The sequence below is a fragment of the Brevibacterium sp. UCMA 11754 genome, assembly GCF_021532275.1.
Classification (GTDB): domain Bacteria; phylum Actinomycetota; class Actinomycetes; order Actinomycetales; family Brevibacteriaceae; genus Brevibacterium.
In genome coordinates, this window is record NZ_JACBOT010000024.1 from 1 (window position 1) to 22,958 (window position 22,958).

The 22,958-nt window shown below is 62.0% G+C and carries 20 protein-coding genes and 1 pseudogene; 8 read left to right on the forward strand and 13 right to left on the reverse strand.

Features of this window, described 5'->3' with window-relative positions:
- The 7 genes and pseudogenes from HX613_RS12080 to mraZ form a co-directional block, all read right to left on the reverse strand.
- Positions 1–141, reverse strand: a pseudogene (locus tag HX613_RS12080) (phospho-N-acetylmuramoyl-pentapeptide-transferase); the annotation flags it as partial.
- Positions 138–1,604: a UDP-N-acetylmuramoyl-tripeptide--D-alanyl-D-alanine ligase gene (locus HX613_RS12085; protein ID WP_235345564.1), complete on the reverse strand. Its 1,467-nt coding sequence runs from the start codon at positions 1,602–1,604 to the stop codon at positions 138–140. The gene HX613_RS12085 and the pseudogene HX613_RS12080, both read right to left, overlap by 4 nt.
- Position 1,605: 1 nt before the next feature.
- Positions 1,606–3,168 carry a UDP-N-acetylmuramoyl-L-alanyl-D-glutamate--2,6-diaminopimelate ligase gene (locus HX613_RS12090; protein WP_235345565.1) on the reverse strand — a complete coding sequence of 521 codons (1,563 nt, stop codon included), beginning with the start codon at positions 3,166–3,168 and terminating at the stop codon, positions 1,606–1,608.
- On the reverse strand, positions 3,168–4,949 hold the full coding sequence (locus tag HX613_RS12095) for a peptidoglycan D,D-transpeptidase FtsI family protein (RefSeq protein ID WP_235345566.1): 1,782 nt from the start codon (positions 4,947–4,949) through the stop codon (positions 3,168–3,170). The genes HX613_RS12090 and HX613_RS12095 overlap by 1 nt, the downstream gene beginning before the upstream one ends.
- Before the next feature lie 49 nt (positions 4,950–4,998).
- A complete protein-coding gene (locus HX613_RS12100; protein WP_143923788.1) occupies positions 4,999–5,565 on the reverse strand; it encodes a hypothetical protein in 567 nt (188 codons plus the stop codon).
- Positions 5,562–6,524 (reverse strand): 16S rRNA (cytosine(1402)-N(4))-methyltransferase RsmH, encoded by a 963-nt coding sequence (gene rsmH / locus HX613_RS12105; RefSeq protein WP_235345567.1) that lies wholly within the window; start codon positions 6,522–6,524, stop codon positions 5,562–5,564. The genes HX613_RS12100 and rsmH overlap by 4 nt, the downstream gene beginning before the upstream one ends.
- Before the next feature lie 166 nt (positions 6,525–6,690).
- The gene (gene mraZ, locus HX613_RS12110) at positions 6,691–7,122 is read right to left on the reverse strand and encodes a division/cell wall cluster transcriptional repressor MraZ (RefSeq protein WP_009883133.1); all 432 of its coding nucleotides are present in this window, start codon (positions 7,120–7,122) and stop codon (positions 6,691–6,693) included.
- Between the two features lie 388 nt (positions 7,123–7,510).
- Here mraZ and HX613_RS12115 point away from each other — a divergent pair, with 388 nt between their 5' ends.
- The 4 genes from HX613_RS12115 to HX613_RS12130 all read left to right on the forward strand — a co-directional run bounded on the left by HX613_RS12115 (position 7,511) and on the right by HX613_RS12130 (position 12,220).
- Positions 7,511–7,678, forward strand: a complete 168-nt coding sequence (locus HX613_RS12115) for a hypothetical protein (protein WP_235345568.1) — start codon at positions 7,511–7,513, stop codon at positions 7,676–7,678.
- A 63-nt stretch (positions 7,679–7,741) separates the two neighbouring features.
- Entirely contained in the window at positions 7,742–8,731 is a 990-nt protein-coding gene (locus tag HX613_RS12120; protein WP_204235976.1) for an AAA family ATPase, read from the forward strand.
- Positions 8,732–8,735: 4 nt separating this feature from the next.
- Positions 8,736–9,884, forward strand: a complete 1,149-nt coding sequence (locus HX613_RS12125; protein ID WP_235345569.1) for a DUF58 domain-containing protein — start codon at positions 8,736–8,738, stop codon at positions 9,882–9,884.
- On the forward strand, positions 9,848–12,220 hold the full coding sequence (locus tag HX613_RS12130; protein WP_235345570.1) for a transglutaminase family protein: 2,373 nt from the start codon (positions 9,848–9,850) through the stop codon (positions 12,218–12,220). Before HX613_RS12125 ends, HX613_RS12130 begins: the two co-directional genes overlap by 37 nt.
- 314 nt (positions 12,221–12,534) lie before the next feature.
- On the opposite strand, the gene HX613_RS12135 is transcribed toward HX613_RS12130, so the two are convergent.
- The 3 genes from HX613_RS12135 to dinB form a co-directional block, all read right to left on the reverse strand.
- Entirely contained in the window at positions 12,535–13,200 is a 666-nt protein-coding gene (locus HX613_RS12135; protein ID WP_235345571.1) for an SDR family NAD(P)-dependent oxidoreductase, read from the reverse strand.
- 390 nt (positions 13,201–13,590) lie between these two features.
- Positions 13,591–14,001, reverse strand: a complete 411-nt coding sequence (locus HX613_RS12140; RefSeq protein WP_235345572.1) for a DUF3040 domain-containing protein — start codon at positions 13,999–14,001, stop codon at positions 13,591–13,593.
- A gap of 130 nt (positions 14,002–14,131) precedes the next feature.
- Positions 14,132–15,391 carry a DNA polymerase IV gene (dinB, locus tag HX613_RS12145; protein WP_235345573.1) on the reverse strand — a complete coding sequence of 420 codons (1,260 nt, stop codon included), beginning with the start codon at positions 15,389–15,391 and terminating at the stop codon, positions 14,132–14,134.
- Positions 15,392–15,457: 66 nt separating this feature from the next.
- Here dinB and HX613_RS12150 point away from each other — a divergent pair, with 66 nt between their 5' ends.
- Both HX613_RS12150 and HX613_RS12155 read left to right on the forward strand, forming a co-directional pair.
- Entirely contained in the window at positions 15,458–16,000 is a 543-nt protein-coding gene (locus tag HX613_RS12150; RefSeq protein ID WP_235345574.1) for a hypothetical protein, read from the forward strand.
- A complete protein-coding gene (locus tag HX613_RS12155) occupies positions 15,997–17,211 on the forward strand; it encodes a polyprenyl synthetase family protein (RefSeq protein ID WP_235345575.1) in 1,215 nt (404 codons plus the stop codon). Before HX613_RS12150 ends, HX613_RS12155 begins: the two co-directional genes overlap by 4 nt.
- A gap of 33 nt (positions 17,212–17,244) precedes the next feature.
- Here the strand turns inward: HX613_RS12155 and HX613_RS12160 are convergent, their stop codons facing one another.
- Positions 17,245–17,595 (reverse strand): Rv2175c family DNA-binding protein, encoded by a 351-nt coding sequence (locus tag HX613_RS12160; RefSeq protein ID WP_235345576.1) that lies wholly within the window; start codon positions 17,593–17,595, stop codon positions 17,245–17,247.
- 156 nt (positions 17,596–17,751) lie between these two features.
- Between HX613_RS12160 and HX613_RS12165 the strand changes: the two genes are divergently transcribed.
- Together HX613_RS12165 and HX613_RS12170 are read left to right on the forward strand one after the other, a co-directional pair.
- A complete protein-coding gene (locus HX613_RS12165; protein WP_235345577.1) occupies positions 17,752–18,870 on the forward strand; it encodes a lytic transglycosylase in 1,119 nt (372 codons plus the stop codon).
- The gene (locus HX613_RS12170; protein WP_235345578.1) at positions 18,867–20,945 is read left to right on the forward strand and encodes a protein kinase domain-containing protein; all 2,079 of its coding nucleotides are present in this window, start codon (positions 18,867–18,869) and stop codon (positions 20,943–20,945) included. The genes HX613_RS12165 and HX613_RS12170 overlap by 4 nt, the downstream gene beginning before the upstream one ends.
- Positions 20,946–21,089: 144 nt before the next feature.
- Here HX613_RS12170 and HX613_RS12175 read toward each other — a convergent pair whose 3' ends face one another.
- Together HX613_RS12175 and HX613_RS12180 are read right to left on the reverse strand one after the other, a co-directional pair.
- The gene (locus HX613_RS12175) at positions 21,090–22,484 is read right to left on the reverse strand and encodes a class II 3-deoxy-7-phosphoheptulonate synthase (RefSeq protein WP_235345579.1); all 1,395 of its coding nucleotides are present in this window, start codon (positions 22,482–22,484) and stop codon (positions 21,090–21,092) included.
- Positions 22,485–22,494: 10 nt separating this feature from the next.
- The gene (locus HX613_RS12180) at positions 22,495–22,938 is read right to left on the reverse strand and encodes a bifunctional nuclease family protein (protein WP_235345580.1); all 444 of its coding nucleotides are present in this window, start codon (positions 22,936–22,938) and stop codon (positions 22,495–22,497) included.
- Positions 22,939–22,958 lie beyond the last annotated feature (20 nt).

Here is a 22,958-nt window from a genome sequence, read left to right on the forward strand (position 1 = left end):
CGCGTTTCGTGGCATGTGAGGTCGGACCGTCATCACGGACGAACTGGCCGTAGCCTCGTTTGACCAGAACACGGATGACAGTGGCGTGCCGACCAGTGCCAGGATCAGTGCCAGGCAGGCGGCGAGCAGTACGGCGATCATTGGGCCCCCGATACACCGGCGATTTCATCTCCGAGATAGCGCAGACCGGCATCTCTGGAGGATTTGAACAGGACGATGTCCCCGGGTGCCAGTTCCGCACTCAGCAGGTCCTTCGCTTCGGCAGCGGTCGCGACCCAAGCCGCTTCGTTGCCCCATGAACCTTCGAGGTTCGCAGCGTTGAAGATGGGCTTCGCTCCGTCACCGACGACGATGGTGCGGGTGATGTTGAGTCGCACCACGAGCTCGCCGATATCGGAGTGTGCGGAAACGGATTCGTCGCCGAGCTCTAGCATCTCGCCGAGGACGGCGAACGTTCGACGTGGTCGGCTGTCTTCGTCGCCGCGGCCCATCGACGCCAGCGTCTTCAGAGAGGCGCGCATCGATTCCGGGTTCGCGTTGTAGGCATCGTTGAGCACGGTCACGCCCGACGGTGAGTCGATGAGCTCCATGCGCCAGCGGCTCGCGGCCGAGGAGGTTGAGAGCGTGGTCACAATGGACTTCACGCCCACCCCACAGGCGTGGGCGATAGCTGCCGAGGCAAGGGCATTGCCCACGTGATGTTCACCGATCAGAGCCAGACGAACGTCCTGCGGCTCCTCTCCTGGCAGGTTCAGCGAGAAGGCGGCGTGTCCGGAGGCGTCTGTCGACACGCCTGTTCCACGCACGACGGAGTCCTCACTGGCAACCCACTCGGGCAGCGATTCCCGTTGTGAGAACCACAAGGTCTCGACCTCAGGTGAGAGCACCTCACGCATCCCGGCCACTCGTGAGTCGTCGGCGTTGAGGATCGCGACAGAACCTGGCGTGAGGGACTCCACGAGTTCGGCCTTGGCACGGGCCGTGTTCTCGATCGACCCGAAAACGCCCGAGTGGGCGGTGCCGACCGCGAGTTCGACGGCGATGTCGGGGCGGACAAGGCTAGTCAGGTATGCGAGGTTGCCGATGGAACGGGCACCCATCTCCAGGACTAGGAAGCGCGTGGTCTCCCCCGCCTGCAGTGCAGTCAGGGGCACGCCGACCTCGTTGTTGTAGGAGTTTGGCGGCCACACCGTCTCGGCCTCGCCGGCGAGCAGATCGGCAGCGAGATCCTTCACTGTGGTCTTGCCGACAGAACCGGTGATCGCGATGACCGTGATCTCACCGACCTCACGCAGTGCCTCGATGTTGGCCTTGGCCAGCTGGCCAAGTGCTTCCGTGGCATCGGAGACGAGCACGGTGGGCAGGGTCGCATCGTCGAGGGTGGGAACGGATTCGCCGATGATCAGCGCTGCGCCTGCCTCCACGGCCGCTGCTGCGAATTCGATGCCGTCGAAGGACTCACCTCGGCGGGCAACGTAGATATCGCCGGGTCCGACTTCTCTCGAATCGGTAACCACTCCGGCGGACAATTTGGTCTCGGGGTCTACGCCGTACAACTCGCCGGAGACGGCGGTTGCTATTTCGGCTGCACTCAGTCGCTTCATATCAACTGTGAACTTTACCTGTTTGTGCGCCGCCAAGTCGCGTGCACAGCGCCGAGCGTGTCCTCGACCGGTCGTCGAAGTCGGTCACCACCCCGCCTGCGGACTGCCCGGTTTCGTGCCCCTTCCCTGCGATGAGCACGGTTGTGGAGGCTCCGGCAGCAGCGATCGCCTGGTCGATGGCGGCCCCTCTTTCTGCCACTTCAATGACTTTCTTCACACGTGCACCTCCGGTTGAGATCTCAGCATCGATGCCATCTTTGATGGCGGCCCGGATCGCTGCCGGGTCCTCGGTGCGCGGATTGTCATCGGTGAGAACGATCACGTCGGCTCCCCGAGCGGCTGCCTGGCCCATTCCGAATCGCTTGCCTCTGTCCCGGTCACCGCCGGCGCCGAATACGATCACCAGTTCGTCGCTGTCGGCGTGGAGTGACTCCAGCGCCTTCTCGATCGCATCGGGGGTGTGGGAGTAGTCGACGATCGCGCGTGGGAGGAGTTGCGGATGAGACTGGCCCTCGGCGCGTGGTCCGCTGACGTCGATGATCTCCATCCGTCCGGGGACCGATGCGACGAAGGTTCGACCGATTGCGTTGAGGTCGGTGGCCGGAATTCCGGCTTCCAGCAGCATGGCTGCGGCCAGTGCAGTGTTCGTGACGTTGAAATCCCCCGGCAGCGGGGATCGCAGTGCGATGCCCTCAGCATCGGGTCCGTCGAGGTGGAGGACGAAGTCTGATTCTCCTGGAGTGTGTTCGATCCGCCAGTCGCTGCGATCGTCGCGCCCCAGCGTGCGCACCGGCACCTGTGCGGCCTCGACCATCTTCTCGCCCCACCTGTCCTCGACGACGATGACGGCGGTGTCGGAGAAGGCGCGAGTGAACAGCTCGGCTTTGACGCCGAAGTATTCGTCCATGGAATTGTGGAAGTCGAGGTGGTCCTGGGAGAGGTTCGTGAAACCTGAGACAGCGAAGTGGGCACCGTCGACGCGGTGTTGGCTCAGCGCATGCGAGGACACCTCCATGGCACAGGTGTCGACATCAGCGGCGCGCATCTTCGCAAACAGTGCATGCAGCTCGGGAGCTTCGGGAGTCGTGCGCACGCTTGCCTCGGTGACACCGGCGATCAGCGTAGCCACGGTCCCGATGACACCGGTGCGATGACCGAGGGCCTCAAGCATGCCGTCGACCAGATAGGTCGTCGTCGTCTTTCCGTTGGTTCCGGTCACACCGATCAGCTGGGGACGCCCCGAGGTGCCGTACACGGCGGCCGAGACATAGCCCAGAACGGCCCGCGGGTGCTCCACGATCAGCCCGGTCACCTCGGCGAGAGTCTGCGGTTCGACGCTGTGGGCGATCATGTCCCAGCCGCTCGCGTCGGTGAGGATCGCAGTGACCCCGCGATCGATGAGATCCGGTGCGAACTTCGCTCCATGGACGTTCGCGCCCGGCAGCGCGGCATAGAGTTGGCCGGGCGCTGCCGTGCGCGAATCGTGAGAGACTCCCTCGACCTCACGGTCAGGATCTCCATGAATGGTTCCAGGGGCTGCCGGCAGCAGCTGTGAGATGCGCATTATTTCCATTCTCGAGCAGGGAGCTGGGGATCTGCGGTCGACGGTGGGATCTTCAGGTGCCGCATGGCGAAGCCGGCGACATCGGAGAATACCGGGGCGGCGGCGCTTCCACCGTAATAGCCGTTTCGGGGCCGCTGCAACGTCACAGAGATCGCGATCTGCGGGTCCTCGGCGGGGAGGACTCCGACGAAGGAGGCTGTGTAGCCGTCGTAGCCGCCGCCTTCGGCTGCCGGGGCCTGCGCGGTTCCTGTCTTTCCCGCCACCCTGTAGCCGGAGACTTGCGCCGATTTGCCGGTGCCTTCGGCAACGACGCCTTCGAGCATGGACAGAGTCTGGTCAGCGGCCTTCTTGCTGATGACGCGTTGAGGTTCGCCTGCCTGATTCGGGATCGTCTTCCCTGATGGGGAGACCGTTCCATCGACGAGCTTCGAGGGGACATGCACTCCGCCGTTGGCGATGGTCGCGATGACATCGGTGGTCTGCACGGCGTTCGCGGCCACGCCCTGGCCGAACATCACGGTGTATTTGGTGCGGCCGTCCCAGTCCTTGTAGGGGTGGAGGATGCCAGAGGTCTCGGCAGGGAACTCGATGCCTGTCGGCGAACCGAACCCGAACTTCTTCAAATAGCCGTAGCGCTGTTCTTCCGAGAGTTTGTTACCGGCCAGAATGGTGCCGGTGTTCGAGGATTCGGAGAGGATTCCGGCGAAGGTGAGCTTCTCGTCCGGGTGCGGGTGCGAGTCCCGGAATTCCTCTCCGTTGGGAGCCTTCCACTTGTCCGGAACCGTGAACTCCTGTTCAGGGGTGACCAGACCCTGGTCGAGCAGAGCCGCGGCCGTGACCATCTTTGCGGTCGAGCCGGGTTCGAAGACGTCGGTGAAGATGCGCGAACCACGGTCAGTGCCGCCCACTTTGCCCGGTGAGTTGGGATCGACGCTGGGCGCGTCTGCGGCGGTGAGGATCTTGCCGGTCTCGATGTCCTTGATGACGATCGAGGCTGATTCGGCCTCATTTTTTTTCCGCTGCTCCTCGATCGCCTGCTGGGCGTAGTACTGCAGGGCAGGGTCGATCGTTGTCTGCAGGCCTTTGCCATCGATGGCATTGCGCGTGTTGTTGTCCCCGAGCGGGATGATCTCGCCTCGAGCACCGCGTTCGTACTGCTGTTGACCGTCGCGCCCGTTCAACTGGTCGTTGTAGGCCATCTCCAGGCCTGCCTGAGGCTGGCCGTCCGAGCTGAGGAAGCCCACGAGGTTCCCTGCCACTGCACCTGACGGGTAGGAGCGCACGGCGTATTCCTCGGCGGAGAGGCCGAGGATGTTGAGCTTCTTCACGGCCCGCCAGGTCTCGGAGGTCAGTCCCTTGGCGACGGGGTTCCAGCGTTTGTCGCCGACTAGCTTCGGGTACAGCAGTCCGGGGTCGGTGTCGAGGGGCTTCGCCAGGGCTTCTGCAGCTCCCCAGGCACCGACCAGCTTTCCGTCAACTTTGTACTGGGCCACGTTCTGCTGGTCCACGACGAGCTGATATCGGGAGACGCTGTCGGCGAGGACCGTGCCGTCGGAGGCCAGAATCTGTCCCCGCGAGGCCGGCAGGGTCTTGGTGACGAGTCGGTTGGACAGTGCCTTCTCGGCCAGTTTCATCGAATCCATGCCCTGGATTGAGATCAGCCGTCCTGAGGTGACGAGGAGAACCAGGATGGACAGAGCCGCGATCAGTGCCATCCGCAGACGAAGGTTGGGTTTGCCTCGTCCGCCTTTTTTCTTCACCCGAGTGGCTCGTGGGCCCATTGCACTGTCCTTGGTCCTTGCTTGTCGGCGACTGGCTGTCGGACTCTTCTTATTTCGGAGTTTCCTGAGCCGGTGGCGCGATGTCCTTGCTGGGACTGCCCCCGACTACTGGCAGCTTCTCATCCGATCGTAGATTGGGACGGAGGTCTTCGCGGGTATTGGCACGCGGTCCGGGGACAACTGTCGGCTTCTTTTCTCCGCTGACGTCGATCGGTGGTGCATCGATGATCTTTCCGGTCTCCGCATCGAGGAACTCGGGCGAGGAATCGCGGACCAGTCCGAGCTCCTCGGCCGCGATCGAGATGTTCTGCGGAGATTCGCGGTACGAATTGTCTTCGACCAGTCGATCCTTCTGCTCGGCCAGCTGTTCCTTCTCGGAATTCAGCTGGTCAATCTGATACGAGGTGTGAGAGATGAAGATGTTGAGCAGCAGCACTGCCACGAGGGTGGCAACGAGAATCGCCACGCAGAGCATAGAGAACGGGACCCTGGCCTTCGGCAGCTCGAACTTCAGGAGCTTGAGCCGAGGCGGTACCGGCCGGCTGGCGGACTCTTCGAGGCGCCGCGTCCGTTCAGTGACGCGGGGTTGGCGGATGGCCGCTTGAGCGTTCCTCACGATCTTGCCTCCCTGATCTTCTGTACTGCACGCAATCGCACGCTCTTGGCGCGAGGGTTCCTGTCTGCTTCGTCACTGTCGGCCAGTTCCGCACCGCGAACGATTTCGGACAGCCACGGTTGGAGTTCCTCGGGGACGACGGGCATGTCCGGCGGCGCCGAGGTGGTGGTTGCGGAACGGAGTATCTTCTTCACGATCGTGTCCTCGAGGGACTGGTACGACTCGATGACCGCCACTCCCCCGATATGCAGTGCCCGCAGAGCCTCCGGCAGAGCTGTCCGCAGCACACCGAGTTCGTCGTTGACTTCGATGCGCAGGGCTTGGAACGTTCGCTTCGCGGGGTGGGACTTCTTCTTCGTCTGGGGAAGAACCCGACCCAGCATCGCTGCGAGCTGCTGCGAGGTCTCCCAGGGCGCATCATCACGGTCGGTGACGATGATCTTCGCGATCCGGCCGGCCATCTTCTCTTCGCCGTACTCACGGAGGATGCGCCGGAGTTCAGCTTCGGGGTAGGTGGCCAGCACCTCGGCGGCGGTCAGGGTCTGGGTTCGATCCATCCTCATGTCCAAGGGCGCCGGACGGGAGTAGGAGAATCCTCGCTCGTCCTCGTCGAGTTGCAGGGACGATACCCCGAGGTCGAGGAGAACGGCGCTGATGTGATCGACGCCGAGGTCGTCAAGGAGTTCTGGGATCTCATCATCGACGGCATGGACGACGTCGATGCGGTCGGAGAAGGGCGCAAGTCGCTTCGTGGCGATATCGATGGCCTGGGTATCGCGATCGACTCCGATGAGGTGGACATCGGGGAAGGCGGTGAGAATCGCTTCCGAGTGTCCGCCCATCCCCAGTGTTCCGTCCACGACGATCGGTACGTGACCGTTGTCTCTGGCGGCCTGGACTCCGACCCCGATGAGCTCGACCACGCGCTCCAGGAGCACTGGTACGTGCTGATCGTTCATAGGTGAGTCCTTCGTGGGTGGTGGTCGTGGGGGTGAACTGCTGGAGCCAGAACCTTGTCCGCCGCTGCCCTGGCACCGGGGAAGTGTGTCAGGACTGCCGAACTTCGGAAACGGGGAAGTTCCCCGAAACTCGAACACGGCGGGCAAGGATCAAACCCGAGCAGAATCAGATCACTCCTGGAATCACCTCGTTCTCACGTTCAGCGAATGCCTGCTGAGCGCCGACCAGGTAGTTATCCCATGTCGGTGAGTCCCAGATCTCGACGCGGTTGCCCATGCCGATCACCGCAACTTCCCGATCAAGTGATGCGTACTGCCGCAATATGTTCGGGACCGTGATGCGCCCCTGTTTGTCCGGTTGATCCGCAAAGGCCGCTGACAGGAACACACGCTGGTAATCGCGAGCTTCCTTATTCGTCTTCGGCGCGTTCTGGATTCGCTCGTGCTCGGCTTCGAATTCCGTGGTGGGGAACAGGGTGAGGCAGTTCTCCTGTCCACGGGTCAATACGAGACCGGGCGAAAGCTCCTCCCGGAACTTTGCGGGCAGGATGAGCCGACCTTTGTCGTCGAGCTTCTGCAAATGAGTGCCCAAGAACATGTCGTCTCACCCCTTTCGAAACCCAATTGGCTCCGATAGCAACCACAGTACTCCACTTCCCTCCACCCAATCTAGTGGTTTGCCCCTACGACACCCGTTCGACCTATAAAACCCCAGGTCAGATAGGTGGAGGAAAGTGGGGAAAATTTACGGACGGCGAGTCGGAAGTGGTGCGCAATGGGCCTTTTGCGGCGCATTTCGACCGTCAGGGCTTCCTCAACGCGGAATCCGCCAAGGGGCCAGATCCCTGATTTTCCGCGGGAGACCGAAGCCTGGAGCTACCCGGGGAGGAAAGTGGGGAGGAAAGTGGGGGTCTCTGGTGGAGCGAAGTGGGGAGCGATGTGGGGAGCGATGTGGGGGTCTCTGGTGGAGCGAAGTGGGGAGCGATATGGAGGGGCCTGTTCTGCAGGGCAGGAAAGGGCAGCTGCGCAGTCCCCCAGCTGCCGGCACCGTGGCCGAGACGCCAGAATCAGACCTGCGCGCCGACGCGGCCGGATATGCCGAACTCGGCTGGCCGAACGACCGACTGGTGACCATTCGAAAGGTCGAGCGATGACCGCCCGAAAGGCCCAACGATGCCCGTGTGGATGCAGGAGACGGGATAGGGGACAATAGGATTATGTCGATCAGCCAAGAAGGTACTCAGGCCAATTCCGTGATCGGTGCCGAGCACATCGAATGGGTGCAGCAACTCACCTCACGGGCACGCACAGCAATGAACGCCGTCCTCGAAGGCAAGGATGAAGCAGTCGGACTGTCCCTGGTTGCGCTCCTTGCCGGGGGCCACGTCCTCCTCGAGGACGTGCCCGGAGTCGGGAAGACTCTGTTGGCACGAGCCATGGGCAAGGTCGTGGATGGTTCGGTCAGGCGCATCCAGTTCACCCCCGACCTGCTGCCGACTGACGTAGTCGGCGTGAACCTGTTCAATCAGGAGACCCGGCACTTCGAGTTCCGGCAGGGCCCCGTGTTCGCCAATATCGTCATCGCCGATGAGATCAACCGCGCCTCCCCCAAAACTCAGTCCGCGATGCTTGAGTGCATGGCCGAAGGACAGGCCACCATAGACGGCGAGACCTACCCGATGCCATCGCCTTTCATTGTCGTCGCTACTCAGAACCCGATCGACATGGAAGGTACGTACGCGCTTCCCGAAGCACAGCGGGACCGCTTCATGACTCGAATCTCGCTGGGCTACCCCGAAACTGCCGACGAGATCGACCTTCTGGACAACCAGATCGAGCACGATCCGCTTTCCAGCGCAACTCCGGTGACCAGCCTCGAGCAGATCAACCAGGCCCGGGGAATCGTCCGACATGTCAGTGCAGCCAGAGAGCTGCGCGAATACATCGTCTCCATCCTCCATGCCAGCCGCAACGACGAGGCCATCCTCCTCGGCTGCTCACCCCGAGGCGGTGTCCATCTTCTCCGCGCGGCCAAGGCTCGCGCCGCGCTCTCGGGACGGACCTTCGTGACTCCGGATGATATTCAGGCTCTGGCCCCCTACATCTTGGCTCACCGGATCATCCCGCGCGATGGTGACGATTCGGAGCTGGCAGCCGAACTGATCGGACGCCTCCTGGCCCGCGTGCCCATTTCGACGGTTCAGTGACCACATGCGTCTGAGCACCTCAGGAATCATCTTCGTCCTCGCTGGAGTCGCACTGATCATCACCGCATATCGGTTCGCGCTCCCCGGGCTGCTGCCTGCTGGAATTCTGCTTCTCGCACTGGTCATCCTTTCGGCGCTGCTGATCACCTGGGGCACCCGCCGCGTTTCGATCACGCTGCGGACTGGACTGCCTACCGTGGCACTGCCTCAGTCCAGAGACCGCTACCCGCTTGCCCACGAGGGCAAAGAGGTTGAAGTCGAGGCACTGGTGACTAACACCGGGCGTCTGGCCATCCCGTCCTCGACAATCAGCTTCGTGGCAGGCGAGGGCTTCGGCGATTCCACGGTCGGGCAAGTTCCACCTCTGGCCCACGGAGCTTCACAGACGGTTCTGACGTCCTTCACCCCGAATCGTCGTGGTCTCAGCGGAGTGGAAACTGTGCTGATCACTGTCTCTGGCCCCTTCGGCCTGGTGACGAGGAAGAAGAAGGTCATCGCCGGCTACCCCGTAGCTGTCTCGGTGCCGATCCTTCCCGCACGGATTCCCACCGACTCGGCGATCAGACCGGCCCGCTTGGATGACGGCAAGGTCCGTGCCGGCCACACAGCTCGGGACTTCCACACGCGAGAATACGTTCCCGGAGACGATCTCCGACACGTCCATTGGCCGAGCACCGCGAAGTCCGGTGAGCTCATGGTCCGTCACGAAGCCGACGAGGAGACGCTCTACGCTCTCATCGTCGTCGATCTCAAGGGTGACGGTGACCGCCCGGACGCCCTTGAGATCGAATTCCTCCTGGCCGCGGCGGCCGCGGCCGGCACAGCGTTCCTGCGTGCCGGCTATGAGGTCTTCGTCGTCGCACCCGGCCATCAGATCAGGTTCAAAGGACAGCGCGATATCGACAGACTGCGATTGCTCACCGCCCTCGTCGAGGCCGGCCGAGTGCAACTGCCCTCCCATGACAACCCCAACCACATCGTCATCTGCGCCGTCGACGACGCTCGCGGAAAAGAGCTGGCTGCCCAATTCTCCCGGCGCGTTCCAGTGACCGTCCGAAGCCTCGACGACATCAATGACCTGACGATGGTGGGACTGAGCGAGGATCTGCCCGAATCATGGACCGCATTCGATTCGAAGCGGGTGAAGCGATGAACCCCGAATCATCAGAGACTGCAGACAGACATTCCCCGGCTTGGCTCGAGGCCTGTGCCGTGTTCGTGGCCATGGTCTTGGCCGCTATCGGACTCTCCGCCGTCTTCTCTGACTTCGCATGGCTTCCCGCCGTGCTCATCTCGATTCTCCTGATTGTTCTCGTCGGCGCGATCTTCCGCAGTGTCCCGGTCCTTCGGGCCACCGGAGCTGCCGTCATCGCGCAGTGCATCGTGGGTCTGATCGCAGTCCTCGTGCTATGTGCTCCGAGCACGCTCATTCTCGGTGTCGTGCCCACCGGCAGTTCATTCACCACCGTGATCGATCTCCTGTCCTCGGGAGTCAGCGACCTGTACGCCACGACTCCCCCAGCGCCCAGCACTCCTGGTTTCACCACGATGCTCACGATCGCGTTCACGCTGATCACCATCCTCATCGACGGACTCGTCTCCGACCTCAGAGCTCCTAAGGTGAGCGGCGTTCTGCTCCTGGTGCTGTGGATGATCCCGGTCTTCTTCGCCCCCACCCAGGTGAGGTGGTGGCACGTCGTCGCCATCTTGGCGGCATTCCTCATCCTCATGCTCAGCCCCTACTTCCCTGCAGCGAAGTGGCGCGGCGGTCTGACCGCAACCGTGGCTGGAGCTGTGGCCGTTGCAATCGGCATCGGAGCTCCCGTGCTCCTGCCGGAGGTTCCGACTCTGCCTGATCGCGCAGCGAGCGACAAGGGCGATCTCACCGTGACGAACCCGTTCCTCGACCTGCGTGCCGATCTCGGTGACCGTGACGATTCGACCCTCTTGACCTACACCACTTCGGAATCCGAAGGGCAGCCGATCAGGCTGACCTCGATCAACTCCTTTGACGGCCAGTCGTGGGCACCGACCCCGTTCCCCCTCGACCCCTTTGCAATCGCGAACGAGGGACTGCCCTGGCCGCAGGGACTGCCACGCGAGAAGAACTACAAGGAAGAGCGCATCGACGTCACAGTCTCTGACGACTACGATCAGCAGTATCTTCCCACCCCGTACGCCCCACAGCAGCCGACTGGCTTGGACCGGCGCTGGATCTATGACGAGACATCGCTGACAATCGTCGGCAATGGCGAGAAGTCGGGTGGACAGGACTACTCGATGGAGTATCTCTCCATCAATCCCGACGTCAACGATCTGCAGAGCGCAGCACCGGTGAACTCCAGCGATTTCGAGACGGAACTCGAAGTTCCGGACAGCCTGCCGGGCAGCGTGAAAGAGACCGCCGAGAAGATCACTGCGGACGCAGACAACCAATGGGAAGCCGCTGTCCTGCTCCAGGCCTACTTCCGAAGCGGCGACTTCGAATACTCGCTTGATGCTCCCGAAAGAGCCAGCGGAGATGCGATCTCTGACTTCCTCGTCGATAAGAAGGGGTACTGTGTTCAGTTCTCGTCGGCCATGACGATCATGGCTCGGACTATGGGAATTCCGGCACGCATCGGCGTCGGTTACGGCGAAGGCACCAAGAGCGGTGAAGGCTTCGAGGTCAGCATGCAGGATTCGCATGCGTGGCCGGAATTGTACTTCGAGGGAGCCGGATGGGTCCGCTTCGAACCCACTCCAGGCGGTCCTGCCGGCGACCCGCCGAAATGGACGGTCGCCAGCGGCAGCACCGAAGGGGACTCCGAGGAGGATTCCGAAGAGACCTCGTCACCGTCTGAGGAGCCCACAAAGGGCTCCGAGGAATCGGAAGCGGCGAAATCCGAGAGCTCCAGCCCCGAGACATCAGCGGCTGGGGAACCAGCTGGTGCAAATCTCGGTACGTACCTGTGGGCGGGTCTCATCGTGCTTGCGATCCTGCTGATTGCAGCGATTCCGGCGCTGTGGAGACTCATTCTGCGGCGTCGACGCACACGTGACCCTGACGAACTTGAGAAGGTCTGGACGGAGATACGGGCGCTGTCGACCGACTATGGTCAGAGCCTCGACCCCAGCCGAACGTTGCGATACAACGAACTCGTATTGGCCAGCAGAGCCGGTGGAGGGACCGCTGAATCTGAGGACTCCACTGCGGAGCCTGGTTCTTCGTCTTCTGACGCACGTGGCGATTCCAGTGATGGATTCACCGCGCTGCGCAGCCCGGCCCCGCCGTCAGGGTCACGCAACGCCGGCGATGACACTGCATTGTCAGCCTTCGTCGACGCTCTTGAAACCCAGCGCTACGGCGCGAGTGAGAAGAGCATCTCGTCAACCGAGGTCAGCGCCCTCATCGACGAAGTCAGGACCGACCTCGCAGACAACGCGTCTCCCGGAAACAAGATCAGTGCCATAATCTGGCCGGCAAGCATCTTCAATCCACCGCGCTGATTGCGAAGCGCTGTTGCTGCCCGGACGCTTTCCGCGTCCGGGGCAGCTCCTATTCCGTGGCTGCGTGCGTTCGAGGCTGCGTCCGCTCAAGGTGCCATCGTTACAGCCCTCATCGCACGCGGCTCTCCCCGCCGCCATCTGATAAGAGCTTCAGCGATATATGGCGGTGATATGTCAATATCTTCGTGGCGACGGACCCGCGTTCATCTTCGGCGCGAACTTGTGACCATAGGACCGGCCCGGCCGCCAGGTTCAGTTTCGGAACGCACCCAATAGAAGCTATGCCCCTTGCTCGTGAACATTTTCAAGGTCGATCAGAAGCGCGCAGAGAAGCCGCCATCTGCTTGGAGTAGTTGGCCACTGATCCATCGTCCCTCAGCTGACAGTAGAAAAGAGGTCACAGCGGCAATGTCTTCTGGCGTACCGAGCCGACCCAGTGGATGGTAGGGGCCCAGCTGCGTCTCTGTCTCTTTGTCCGTCCAACCGGTGTCGATGGGACCAGGGTTGATGACGTTCGCGGAAATATTCTGTGGACCAAGCTCTCGGGCTGCTGAGATGACGATGCGGTCGAGTGCCCCCTTTGAGGCGCCGTAGGGGAGGTTGCCCGTCGTGTGATCGCTTGTGAAAGCGACTACTGCTCCTCCTGAGCTTGCTGACTGTCGGGCAAACGCTGCGATCAGGAGGAGTGAGGCGCGGGCGTTGACGGCAGTGTGATGATCGAAGCTTTCAGCGGTGGTGTCGAGTATCCCGGATTCTTCGCCATGCGCGTGACTAAGAACAAGCCCTTCAATCGGGCCGTGCTCGGCCGATACGCGGGTGATGAGCTCGTCTGGTGCCTCGGGATCAGAGAGGTCGCAGGGATAGTCGGCTGAAGTGAGGTCACTGGTGCACACGTTCCACCCATCCAGACGGAGGCGTGATGAGATTCCTGCGGCGATACTGTTTGGCCTGGCAGCGCCAGTGACGAGGACAGTTGGCATGTTCAAACTCTAGCGAATGACCATCACGTGGCTGGCAGTGGTAGTTTCCGATAACGAGGATGCTCGCGGCCGAGTGAACGGTAGTTGCGGGAGAACCCGAGGCGTTTCCGTAACCGGAGACTGTGCCTGCAGACGCCCACGCAGGCCGAAGACGACGCGTGACGGCGCTGCGCATGCCGAAGCCAATGCGTGATGATGCCTGCTGATGCCGATGCACTATCGAGCACGAAAAAGCGCCCCCTCTGCAGAGGACGCTTCACTTGGATGGATCGTGCACCAAGTATTAATCAAAGAGTATCCGCGGGCAACGACGACGATCGGCCGCAGGTCATCCGGCTGACAATCAGTCTCAGCGGCCAGCCTCAGCGGTTCGACCGAGTGCCGCGAAAATCATTCGCCGCGCTGGCGCTTCTCCCACCGATCTTCGATCCGATTCATGAAACCGGACGGCCCCTTGGCCTCAGACTGGGAACCTTTCGACGGCTGAGCGCGCTTGGCTTTGTCGCCGATCTGACGGGGGCGGCTGAATGCCCAGTACATTCCGGCAACCATCAGCCCGAAGCCGACGACACCGAGGATGATCCACCATGTGCTGTTTGTCACCATCGAGATGGCGAAGATCGCTGCGGCGAGTCCTACAAGCGTGAGCAGAATACCCAGCACGAATCGCTTCGCGGAGAACCCTGGCCCATTAGCTGCTGCCTGGGTTTCAGAAATATTGCGTGCGAAACGTGGGTCTTCACTGCGCAGCTGCTTCTCCAACTGATCGAGCAGCTGCTGTTCGTGATCGGAGAGTGGCATCTCGAACCCCCGTTTCCTTACTATGGCCTGATGACACAATCATAGTCTCTGTACCCTGAAAAAACATCTTGAGGACCGTTGCATCCCCTGGATTCTCACTGCGTCCTCAGACTATGAGGCACCTCACTGCCTAAACGTGGTCAGGTCCCGTATTTTCGGGGTCAGGGCGCCTTCTGAGCAGAGACGCCTGCGAGATCGAAGCGGTCCCGAACTTTTTTCGCACATCGTCAAGAGCAACCTCTGCTTCTCTGCCTGAGTGCTCGGCCTCGTCCAATCTCGCCTGTCTGCCGCTGGCGGCGAAGTCCATCAGACCGGCCGCGCGAATACCCAGCAGACGCACCCCCTTGGATTTCTGCTCCCGCAGGTTCCTCATTGCCGGCCGCAGGGCCTCATAGATCTCACGGGCGAGGTCGGTGGGAGCATCGAGAGTGATCGATCGCGACAATGTGGTGAAATCACCGAGTCGATATTTCAGCCCCAAAGTGGTGGCGACCTTGCCTTCGGCCCGAACCCTGTGCGCAACTTTGTCCGACAGCCGCAGCAGCTCGTGCTCAAGCTGACTCAGATCCCAGACGTCGTCGTTAAAGGTGTGCTCGGCGCTGATCGACCGGTCCTTCACCTGCCTGTCCATGCCATGTGAGTCCAGTCCGTGGGCGCTGCGCCACAGATGATGGCCGTGGGCACCGAATACCCGACCTGCCCACGCTTCGTCGACTGCCGCTAAGTCCCCGATCAGACGTATGCCGTACTTGAAGAACCCCTCCTTCGTCTTCTCCCCCACTCCTGGAAGCGCTTCGATCGGCATCGGATCGAGGAATTCCTGAGTCGCCGACAGCGGGACGAGCAGCTGTCCGCGCGGCTTGGCACGGGTGGACGCGAGCTTCGCCACGACTCGGCTGCCGGCGATCCCCACGGATGCGTTCAGCCCCGTCTGTGCTTCGATCTCGGCTCGAAGCTCGGATGTGATCACCACCGGCGATCCCAATCTGCGCACCGCTGCTGACACGTCGATGTACGCTTCGTCGACACTCACCTGGTGAAAATCAGGTGTCACCTCGCCCACCAGGTCGAAGACCTTCTGGGAATACGAGGAGTACAGGCCATGCGAAGGAGGGATCACCTCGGCGAAGGGACAGAGACTCATCGCCCGCCCCATGGGCATGGCTGCGTGGACGCCGAACTCACGAGCCTCATAACTCGCCGAAACCACGACTCCCCGCCCGCTGCGACCACCGACGATGACGGGCCGGCCGAGAAGTTCCGGGCGGCTCAGAAGCTCCACCGACACGAAGAAGGAGTCCATGTCCAGGTGGAGCATCGTGGCTCCGGCATCGTCCGTCCCGAGACGGCTGAGATCGCCACCGGATCGTGACAGCTGTTTACGACTCATCGAGCACTCATGTGTCTGCGTTGGCTCCTTTCGGCTCCCGTCGCCGAGTCCGGGTAGTCTGTAGTCATGGTAACGCGCGCCACTGTCATGACATTGCCCCTCGCCGCCGCTCTCCTCCTCGCAGGATGTTCAGGACCGGCCAACGAGGCGGCCGAAGGATCACCCACTCCGGAGAAGACCCAGTCTTCGTCCGCAGCCTCGACGTCCGAAGGTTCGGGGGCTGCGAGCAGCGAACAGCCGAGCAAGGATTCCGAGGCTGCCGACACCGACGTCGAAGATCTCCCGAAATACCTAAAGCCCTACCCGGACTCGACTGTGCTGTCGAGCGCCCGTGCAAAGGCCGAGAACGGAGCCGATTCAGGAAAGCTCGAAGAGGTCAGCCTCGTCATGAGCGCCAAGGCCGAGCCCAAGGACATCTTCACGTTCTACTCCAAGGCCCTGAAGAAGGCCGGATTCGAAACGTATGGCGACCAGATCAAGACGAAGAGTGCCCAGGTCGTGAACTTCCGACACAAGGACAATGAAGGACTGCTCGTCGTCACAATCGCCAAAGACCCCTCAGAGAAGGCGAATTCGATCGTGACGGTCGGCGGGAACATCGTTCCATGATGGGTGCCGATTCTCCGTTCGCGGTTGGGGCGGAGACCGCGGGGACCGCAGAGACACCACAGGCTTCCGACCGGAACAGCACCATCGAAGCCCTCGAGTCCCCTAAGTCCATTGCGGCCGAGGTATCGACGAGAATCAAAGGGTTCCTCGAATCGAAAGCGGCCGAGTTCCTCACGATCTCACCCGATGCGCACGACATCGGACGGGCGCTCCTCGACTTCACACGGGGCGGGAAGATGATCCGTCCGGTCCTGCTGTGGTGGGGCTACCAGCTGGCAGCCGGAGACGATCCTTCAAGGGACAGCTCGACCGGCGGCGTCGCCGAGGCCGCCGGATCGCTCGAACTTCTCCACGCGGCCGCTCTCATCCATGACGACGTCATCGATCATTCCGATACGCGTCGAGGCAAGCCGGCACTGCATCGCCAATTCGAGTCCCATCACGCCGAACGCAGCTACCAAGGCGGAGCCGAACCCTTCGGAATCGCGGCCGCCATCGTCGTCGGAGACATCTGCCTCGCCCTCAGCGAAGAGCTTTTCGAGAGATCCCAGACAGTCCTGGGCATCACGCCCTTGGCACGAGATCTGCGTGCCACGCTCCGCAGGGACGTGATGGTCGGGCAGTATCTCGACGTCCTGGCCGAGGTGGTCCCGCTTGAGGACGAACGCATCGGCGAAAGGGCCTGGGAGGTTCTCAGCTACAAGTCCGCGAAGTATTCGGTCGAACAGCCGCTCCTCCTCGGCGCGGCCTTGGGAGGTGCCGACGAGGAACAGCTTGCGGAGATCTCCAAGTTCGGGTTGCCGCTCGGGCAGGCATTCCAGCTTCGCGACGATGTGCTCGGCATCTTCGGCGATCCCGCTGCAACCGGAAAACCAGCCGGCGATGACATCCGTGAGGGCAAACGCACGGTGCTCATCGCCGAGAGCATGAAGAACCTTCGCCCGGAGCAGGTTCAGGTCATGGCCGAGCGTCTGGGAGATCCGAATCTCTCCGATGACGAGGTCGACGAGTGCGTGGTGATGCTCACCGAATCGGGCGGTCTCGACGCGGTCGAATCCTTCATTCGGACCAAGTATGACGAAGCACTGTCCGTAGTCCACGAATGGGCGGATAAAGGTGCCCACGCTGACACAACTCGGACAACGATCGGCGCCGCAGCCCAGAGGCAGCTCGAGGGCTTCGCCGAGTCTCTCAGCTATCGGACGAGCTGAGAGACCCTGCTGAACGACTAGAAGGCTGAGGTATCAGAAGGCCAGGGCCTGGGCCCGCCGTCTGACCTCTTTGCGATTGCCGGCTCGCAGCAGATCGATGGGACGCCCGGGCAGAGAATCATCCGGGGTGAAGAGCCAGTCGATGGACTCGCGGTCGTCGAAGCCCGCATCCCGCAAAGTGCTCAGAGTGCCCTTCAACGGGGTCAGCACCGAGCCGTCGACGAAGAACGCCGTCGGCACCTTCATCACTTTGGGTGTCCCGTGCTTATAGCCGCAGATCGCGCCGTCTTCCAAGAGCCTGCGCACCTGCATGATGCCAAGACCCGTCGACTCGGCGATATCTGGCAATGTGGCCCAATCCTGGACGAGTTCTTCCGTATTCACATCCTCAAGCCTAGCAATATTTGAGAGAAACACCCCGCCATGCGGAGTCGAATGCTCGGGTGCAGGCCGGGCACTCGATAGTCTGGAGTGTGAAACTTCCCCATCCGATATGAAGTCAACAGGTGACAGATGACACGTATGCGACGGAATCCTCAGGTGCCCGTTACCGCCGCTCCTGACATCCGTGCTGCTTCAAAGGTGAATTCCACCGGCCCCATCCCGGGACTCACCGACCCCATCCCCACGGATCATGACAACGCTGACCTCGACTTCGCCGAGGCGGCCCCCTCCCCCCGTGCCGACGACCTTGAGAGCTCCCCCGGCACACCGAACGACTCCCCAGCGTCGTCATCGGTGACTGCCCCGGGTCCGCAATGGACGTCTGGAACAAACGGCGAGACCATTCCAGTGACTCACGGCGGTCGCACCTACAAAACCAGAGAAGGCGACACCCTGTACGGAATCGCCAGCAAACATGGCGTTTCCGTGCCCGCTCTGGCTGAGCTCAATCGCATCTCGCCTCGTCAGAATCTCCATCAGGGTCAGGTGCTGTCCCTGCCTGAGAAGAACGACCTGCCCGATACCGACCCTTCGCATGTCGTCGCACCGGGCGAAACTCTGCCCGGAATCGCCGCCAGACATCAGATGTCGCCCGGCAGCCTCCGTCGTGCGAATTCGATGGGCGACGACTCGTTCCTCCAGGTCGGCGAGCTGCTGCTGCTCAGAGATTCGACGGCTCGACGGCATCGCACACCGCCCCAGCCACCGGCCGATATTCCGCGCGTCGCCACAAGCGCACAGGTCGAGGGCATCAGGCCCAATGTGCTCGCAGCCGCACGACTGAACAAATTCACTCTCCTGCAGAGAACACATCCGGCACCGGCCCAGGCCCGATTCATCATTGCGTCAATCGCCGAGGAGCTCGGAGCCGACCCGGCACTGATGCAGGCGGTTGCCGCGCAGGAATCAGGTTTCCAGCACACCACGGTCTCGGCTGGGAATGCCATCGGCATCATGCAGGTCACTCCTCGATCGGGCAGGTGGGCCAGTGACATCGTCGGCCGCAGTCTCAATCTCCTTGATCTCGGCGACAACATCGTTGCGGGAACAGTCATCTTGGGGTGGCTGATCGAAACTGCAGAATCGGAGAACGAGGCACTGGCGGGCTACTATCAGGATCTTCGCTCCGTGAGATCCGAGGGATTGCTGCCCGAGACGAAGGCCTTCGTCCGCGCCGTTCAAATGCAGCGACAGCGAATGCAGGAGGCGCTATGAGTGCCCGCACGGATCCGCTCATCGGCACCATTCTCAATGACCGGTACAGCATCGACGCGAAGATCGCGCGCGGTGGAATGGCCATGGTCTACCGCGGCACGGATCTGCGCCTTGACCGTGAGATCGCGATCAAGGTCATGCATGACCACCTCATCAGCGACGATACCTTCGTCGAACGGTTCCGACGCGAGGCCATCAACGCCGGACGGCTGACCCATCCGAATCTCGTGGCCATCCATGACCAGGCCCGCGACGGCGACACGGTCTATCTTGTGATGGAGTACCTGCCGTCGGTGACTCTGCGCCGCGAGCTCAAGCACCGGGGCACCTTCACTCCGCGTCAGGCGATCGTCGTCCTCGATGCGATCCTTGCCGCACTCGAAGCAGTCCATTCCACGGGAATCATCCATCGCGATCTCAAACCCGACAATGTCCTCCTCGGCACCGATGGTCAGGTCAAGCTCGCGGACTTCGGCTTGGCTCGCGCCGTCACCACCGCGACGACGACCAAGACCCTGATCGGCACCGTCGGATATGTGGCGCCTGAGCTCGTCACGCGTACTGGTGCCGATATCCGCACCGACCTCTACACGGTCGGCATCATGTTCTACGAGATGCTCACCGGGATGCAGCCCTATACGGATGAAGTCCCCATCCAGGTCGCCTACCGCCACGTACATGATTCCGTACCGCCTCCGTCAGACCAGGTCGCCGGACTGAGTCCGCGCCTCGACGCCCTGGTGCTGTGGGCGACGTCGAAGGACCCCGCCGACCGTCCCGATGACGCCGCGCAGTTCCGTCATGCCCTTGCCGAGGCCCGATCCGAGATGAGCGAGAGCGAACTGGACCTCGGCGACCCCAATGTCGTACCGGGTGAGCACTCCCCCAAGCTGACAGCGAGCATCGACCTCGGAGCTGAAGCTCCGAAGGAGAAGCGATCGCGCACCGACGAGATCCCCTACCTCGAGAACGACGAAGACAACGAGAACGCCGAGGCGGAGCACGCCGATACTGACACCGACGAAGAGTCTGGTACGGCGGGGACAGCCGCAGCGGCTGGTGCCGCAGGCATCGGTGCCGCTGGTGCCGGTGCGGCTGGTGCCGCTGCCGCCTCGAAGGCAGACGATGCGGGGACCTCCCCCGACCGTGCGTCCCAGGAGGCCACCGATCACGATAACGAGAACGTACCTGAGCACGGCGAAGACGAGGCAGACGGCAAGACCGCAGTCGCGGCGGCAGCAGCCACAGCCTCGGCGACTTCAGCACCAACCCGTCGACGCAGACGACGACTGGCGGCAACCGTCGGGGCTGCGTTGCTCGTGCTCGCCCTCGTGGCCTGGCTGGTCATCGCAAACCTTCCCGCGCCCACCTCGATCGTGCCGGCACAGCTGGCGGGCAAGGACCTTGACAAGGTGACCTCGCAGATCGAGGACACCGGTCTCGACGCTCGGCCGAAGGAAGTCTACGACGACAGCGTCCCAGCTGGTGTCGTCATCGGAACCGAACCGGTCGGCGGATCCGAACTTGCCCCGGACTCGACCGTCACGGTCGTCGTGTCCAAGGGCGAAGAGATGTTCGCCGTTCCCAAGCTTGAGGGTCTCAGCGCCGACGAGGCTGAGGCCGCACTGAAGAAGGCCGAGTTGAAGCTCGGCAAGGTGGACGAGGAGTACAGCGACTCGGTCGACAACGACGACGTCATCTCAGCGTCGAAGAAGCCGGGCGAGGACCTGTCCAAGGGCACCGAGGTCGACCTCGTCGTGTCCAAGGGTGTCAAGCCGACTCCCGTTCCCAATGTCGAGGGTCTGACCTTCGAAGCCGCGTATGCGACCTTGGCCAAACGCGGATTCCGTGTGGGCAAGGACGAGGTCTTCTCAGACGACATCCCCAAGGGCAAAGTGGTCTCACAGTGGCCGAAGAGCTCTGAGGCGAAACCCTATGACTCTCTCATCATCGTCCGCGTCTCCAAGGGCAAGGAGAAGAAGGAAGAGTCCAAGGACGACAAGAAGGACGAGAAGAAGAAGGACGACGGCAAGGACAGCAAAAAGGACGAAGACAAGAAGAAGAAGGACGACTGATCACATCGATCAGGATCCTTCCCCACAGCGGGTCTTTCTCTGAAGCCGAATGAAGTAACAGGTGGCCGTGCGATTTCTTCGCACGGCCACCTGCTTCTCTGGTATCTGAGAAGACGAGTCGACGCCTGTCAGCCGACACTCACATCAGTTGCGACGAGTCAGGTACTCCGCGACCTGGAAGGCCATCTCGAGTGACTGGTCGTGATTGAGGCGAGGATCGACGAGTGTCTCATAGCGACGGCGCAACCCCTCGTCGTCGATCTCGGTCGCTCCGCCCATGATCTCTGTGACGTCATCACCGGTGAGTTCGATGTGCAGTCCGCCCGGAATGGTCCCAGCTTCCTGATGGGCGCTGAAGAATCCTTCGACCTCGGCCATGACATCTTCGAACCGGCGGGTCTTGTACCCGGTATTCGAGGTGATGGTGTTGCCGTGCATCGGATCGCAGACCCAGGTCACGTGAGGCAGGCGGTCACCGACTCCGGCAAGCAGCTTCGGCAGCGCCTCGGTGATCTTCCCTGCACCCATGCGAGTCACGAAGGTCAGTCGGCCGGGCTCGGCACTCGGGTCGAGCTTCTCAGCCAACGCCAGCGCTTCGTCCGCGGTGGCCGTCGGACCGAGCTTGACGCCGATCGGATTGCGGACCTTCGACAGGAAGTCCACGTGGGCTCCGTCGATGTCACGGGTGCGTTCGCCGATCCACAGGAAATGTCCGGACACGTCGTAGGCTTCGCCTGTCCGCGAGTCGATCCGCGTCAGTGCACGTTCGTATTCGAGCAGAAGAGCCTCATGAGCGGCGTAGAACTCGGTGGTTCTCAACGCATCGAAGTCAGCTCCGCAAGCGTCCATGAAGCGGATGGCGCGATCGATCTCGCGCGCAGTCTGCTCATAGCGTTGGTAGCCGGGGTTCGAAGTCAGGAATCCGCGGTTCCACTCGTGGACGAGTCGCAGGTCTGCGAAACCACCCTGGGTGAAGGCACGGATGAGATTGAGCGTCGACGCCGAGACATGGTATCCCTGCAGCAGTCTCGCTGGATCGTGACGCCGTGATTCCTCGGTGAACTCATAGCCGTTGACGATGTCGCCGCGGTACGAGGGAAGCGTGACGCCGTCGCGCGTCTCCATATCTGCGGACCGGGGTTTGGCGAACTGGCCGGCCATGCGACCGATCTTGACGACCGGCATCGAACCGCCGTAGGTGAGCACCGCCGCCATCTGCAGCACAGTCTGCACTCGGGCGCGGATCTTGTCAGCTTGAGCGCCGGCGAAGGACTCGGCGCAGTCACCACCGGCAAGGACGAAGGCCTCGCCGCGAGAAGCAGCTGCAATGCGCTGTTTGAGGACGTCGGCCTCGCCCGCGAAGACCAGCGGAGGAGAGCTGCGCAGGCTGGTCAGCGAATCGTCGAGGGCCTGGCCATCGAGATAGGTCGGCTGCTGCTGCGGATTCATCTCACGCCAGTCGTCTAGACCGCTGAGATCGTTCGTGCCCGCTGGGGCGCTGTCCCTGTTGGCGAATACCGGATCGATATGGAGGCTCACAATCGTTCTTTCATGATGTTTCGGTACCGGTTTCGAAGTCCTCGGCCGAGACGTTGTCGAGGAAGTCCCGGAACTGGGCCACTTCCTCTTCGTCAGCTGCTGGTGCTTCGATTCCGGACTCTTCGAGAAGTTCTGAATCGACGTAGACGGGACACTGGGCCGTGAGAGCCAGCGTCACCGCGTCGGATGGTCGTGCAGAGATCGACTTTCCATCGTTCGTATGAAGTTCGGCCAGGAAGATCTGCCCGTCGCGGCCGGTGATTGTCACGTCGGCCAATGATGCTTCATATGCTTCGAGCGTGTCGAGCAGAAGTGCATGTGCCATCGGCCGCGGCGGGGTCAAGCCCCGCTGCGCGATCGAGAGTGCATTTGCTTCGATGGCTCCGACCCAAATGGGCAGGTAGTAGGCCGGTTCGGTTGCTTTGAGCAAAAGGATCGGCTGGTTGGCTGGCATTTCGATGCGAACACCAACAA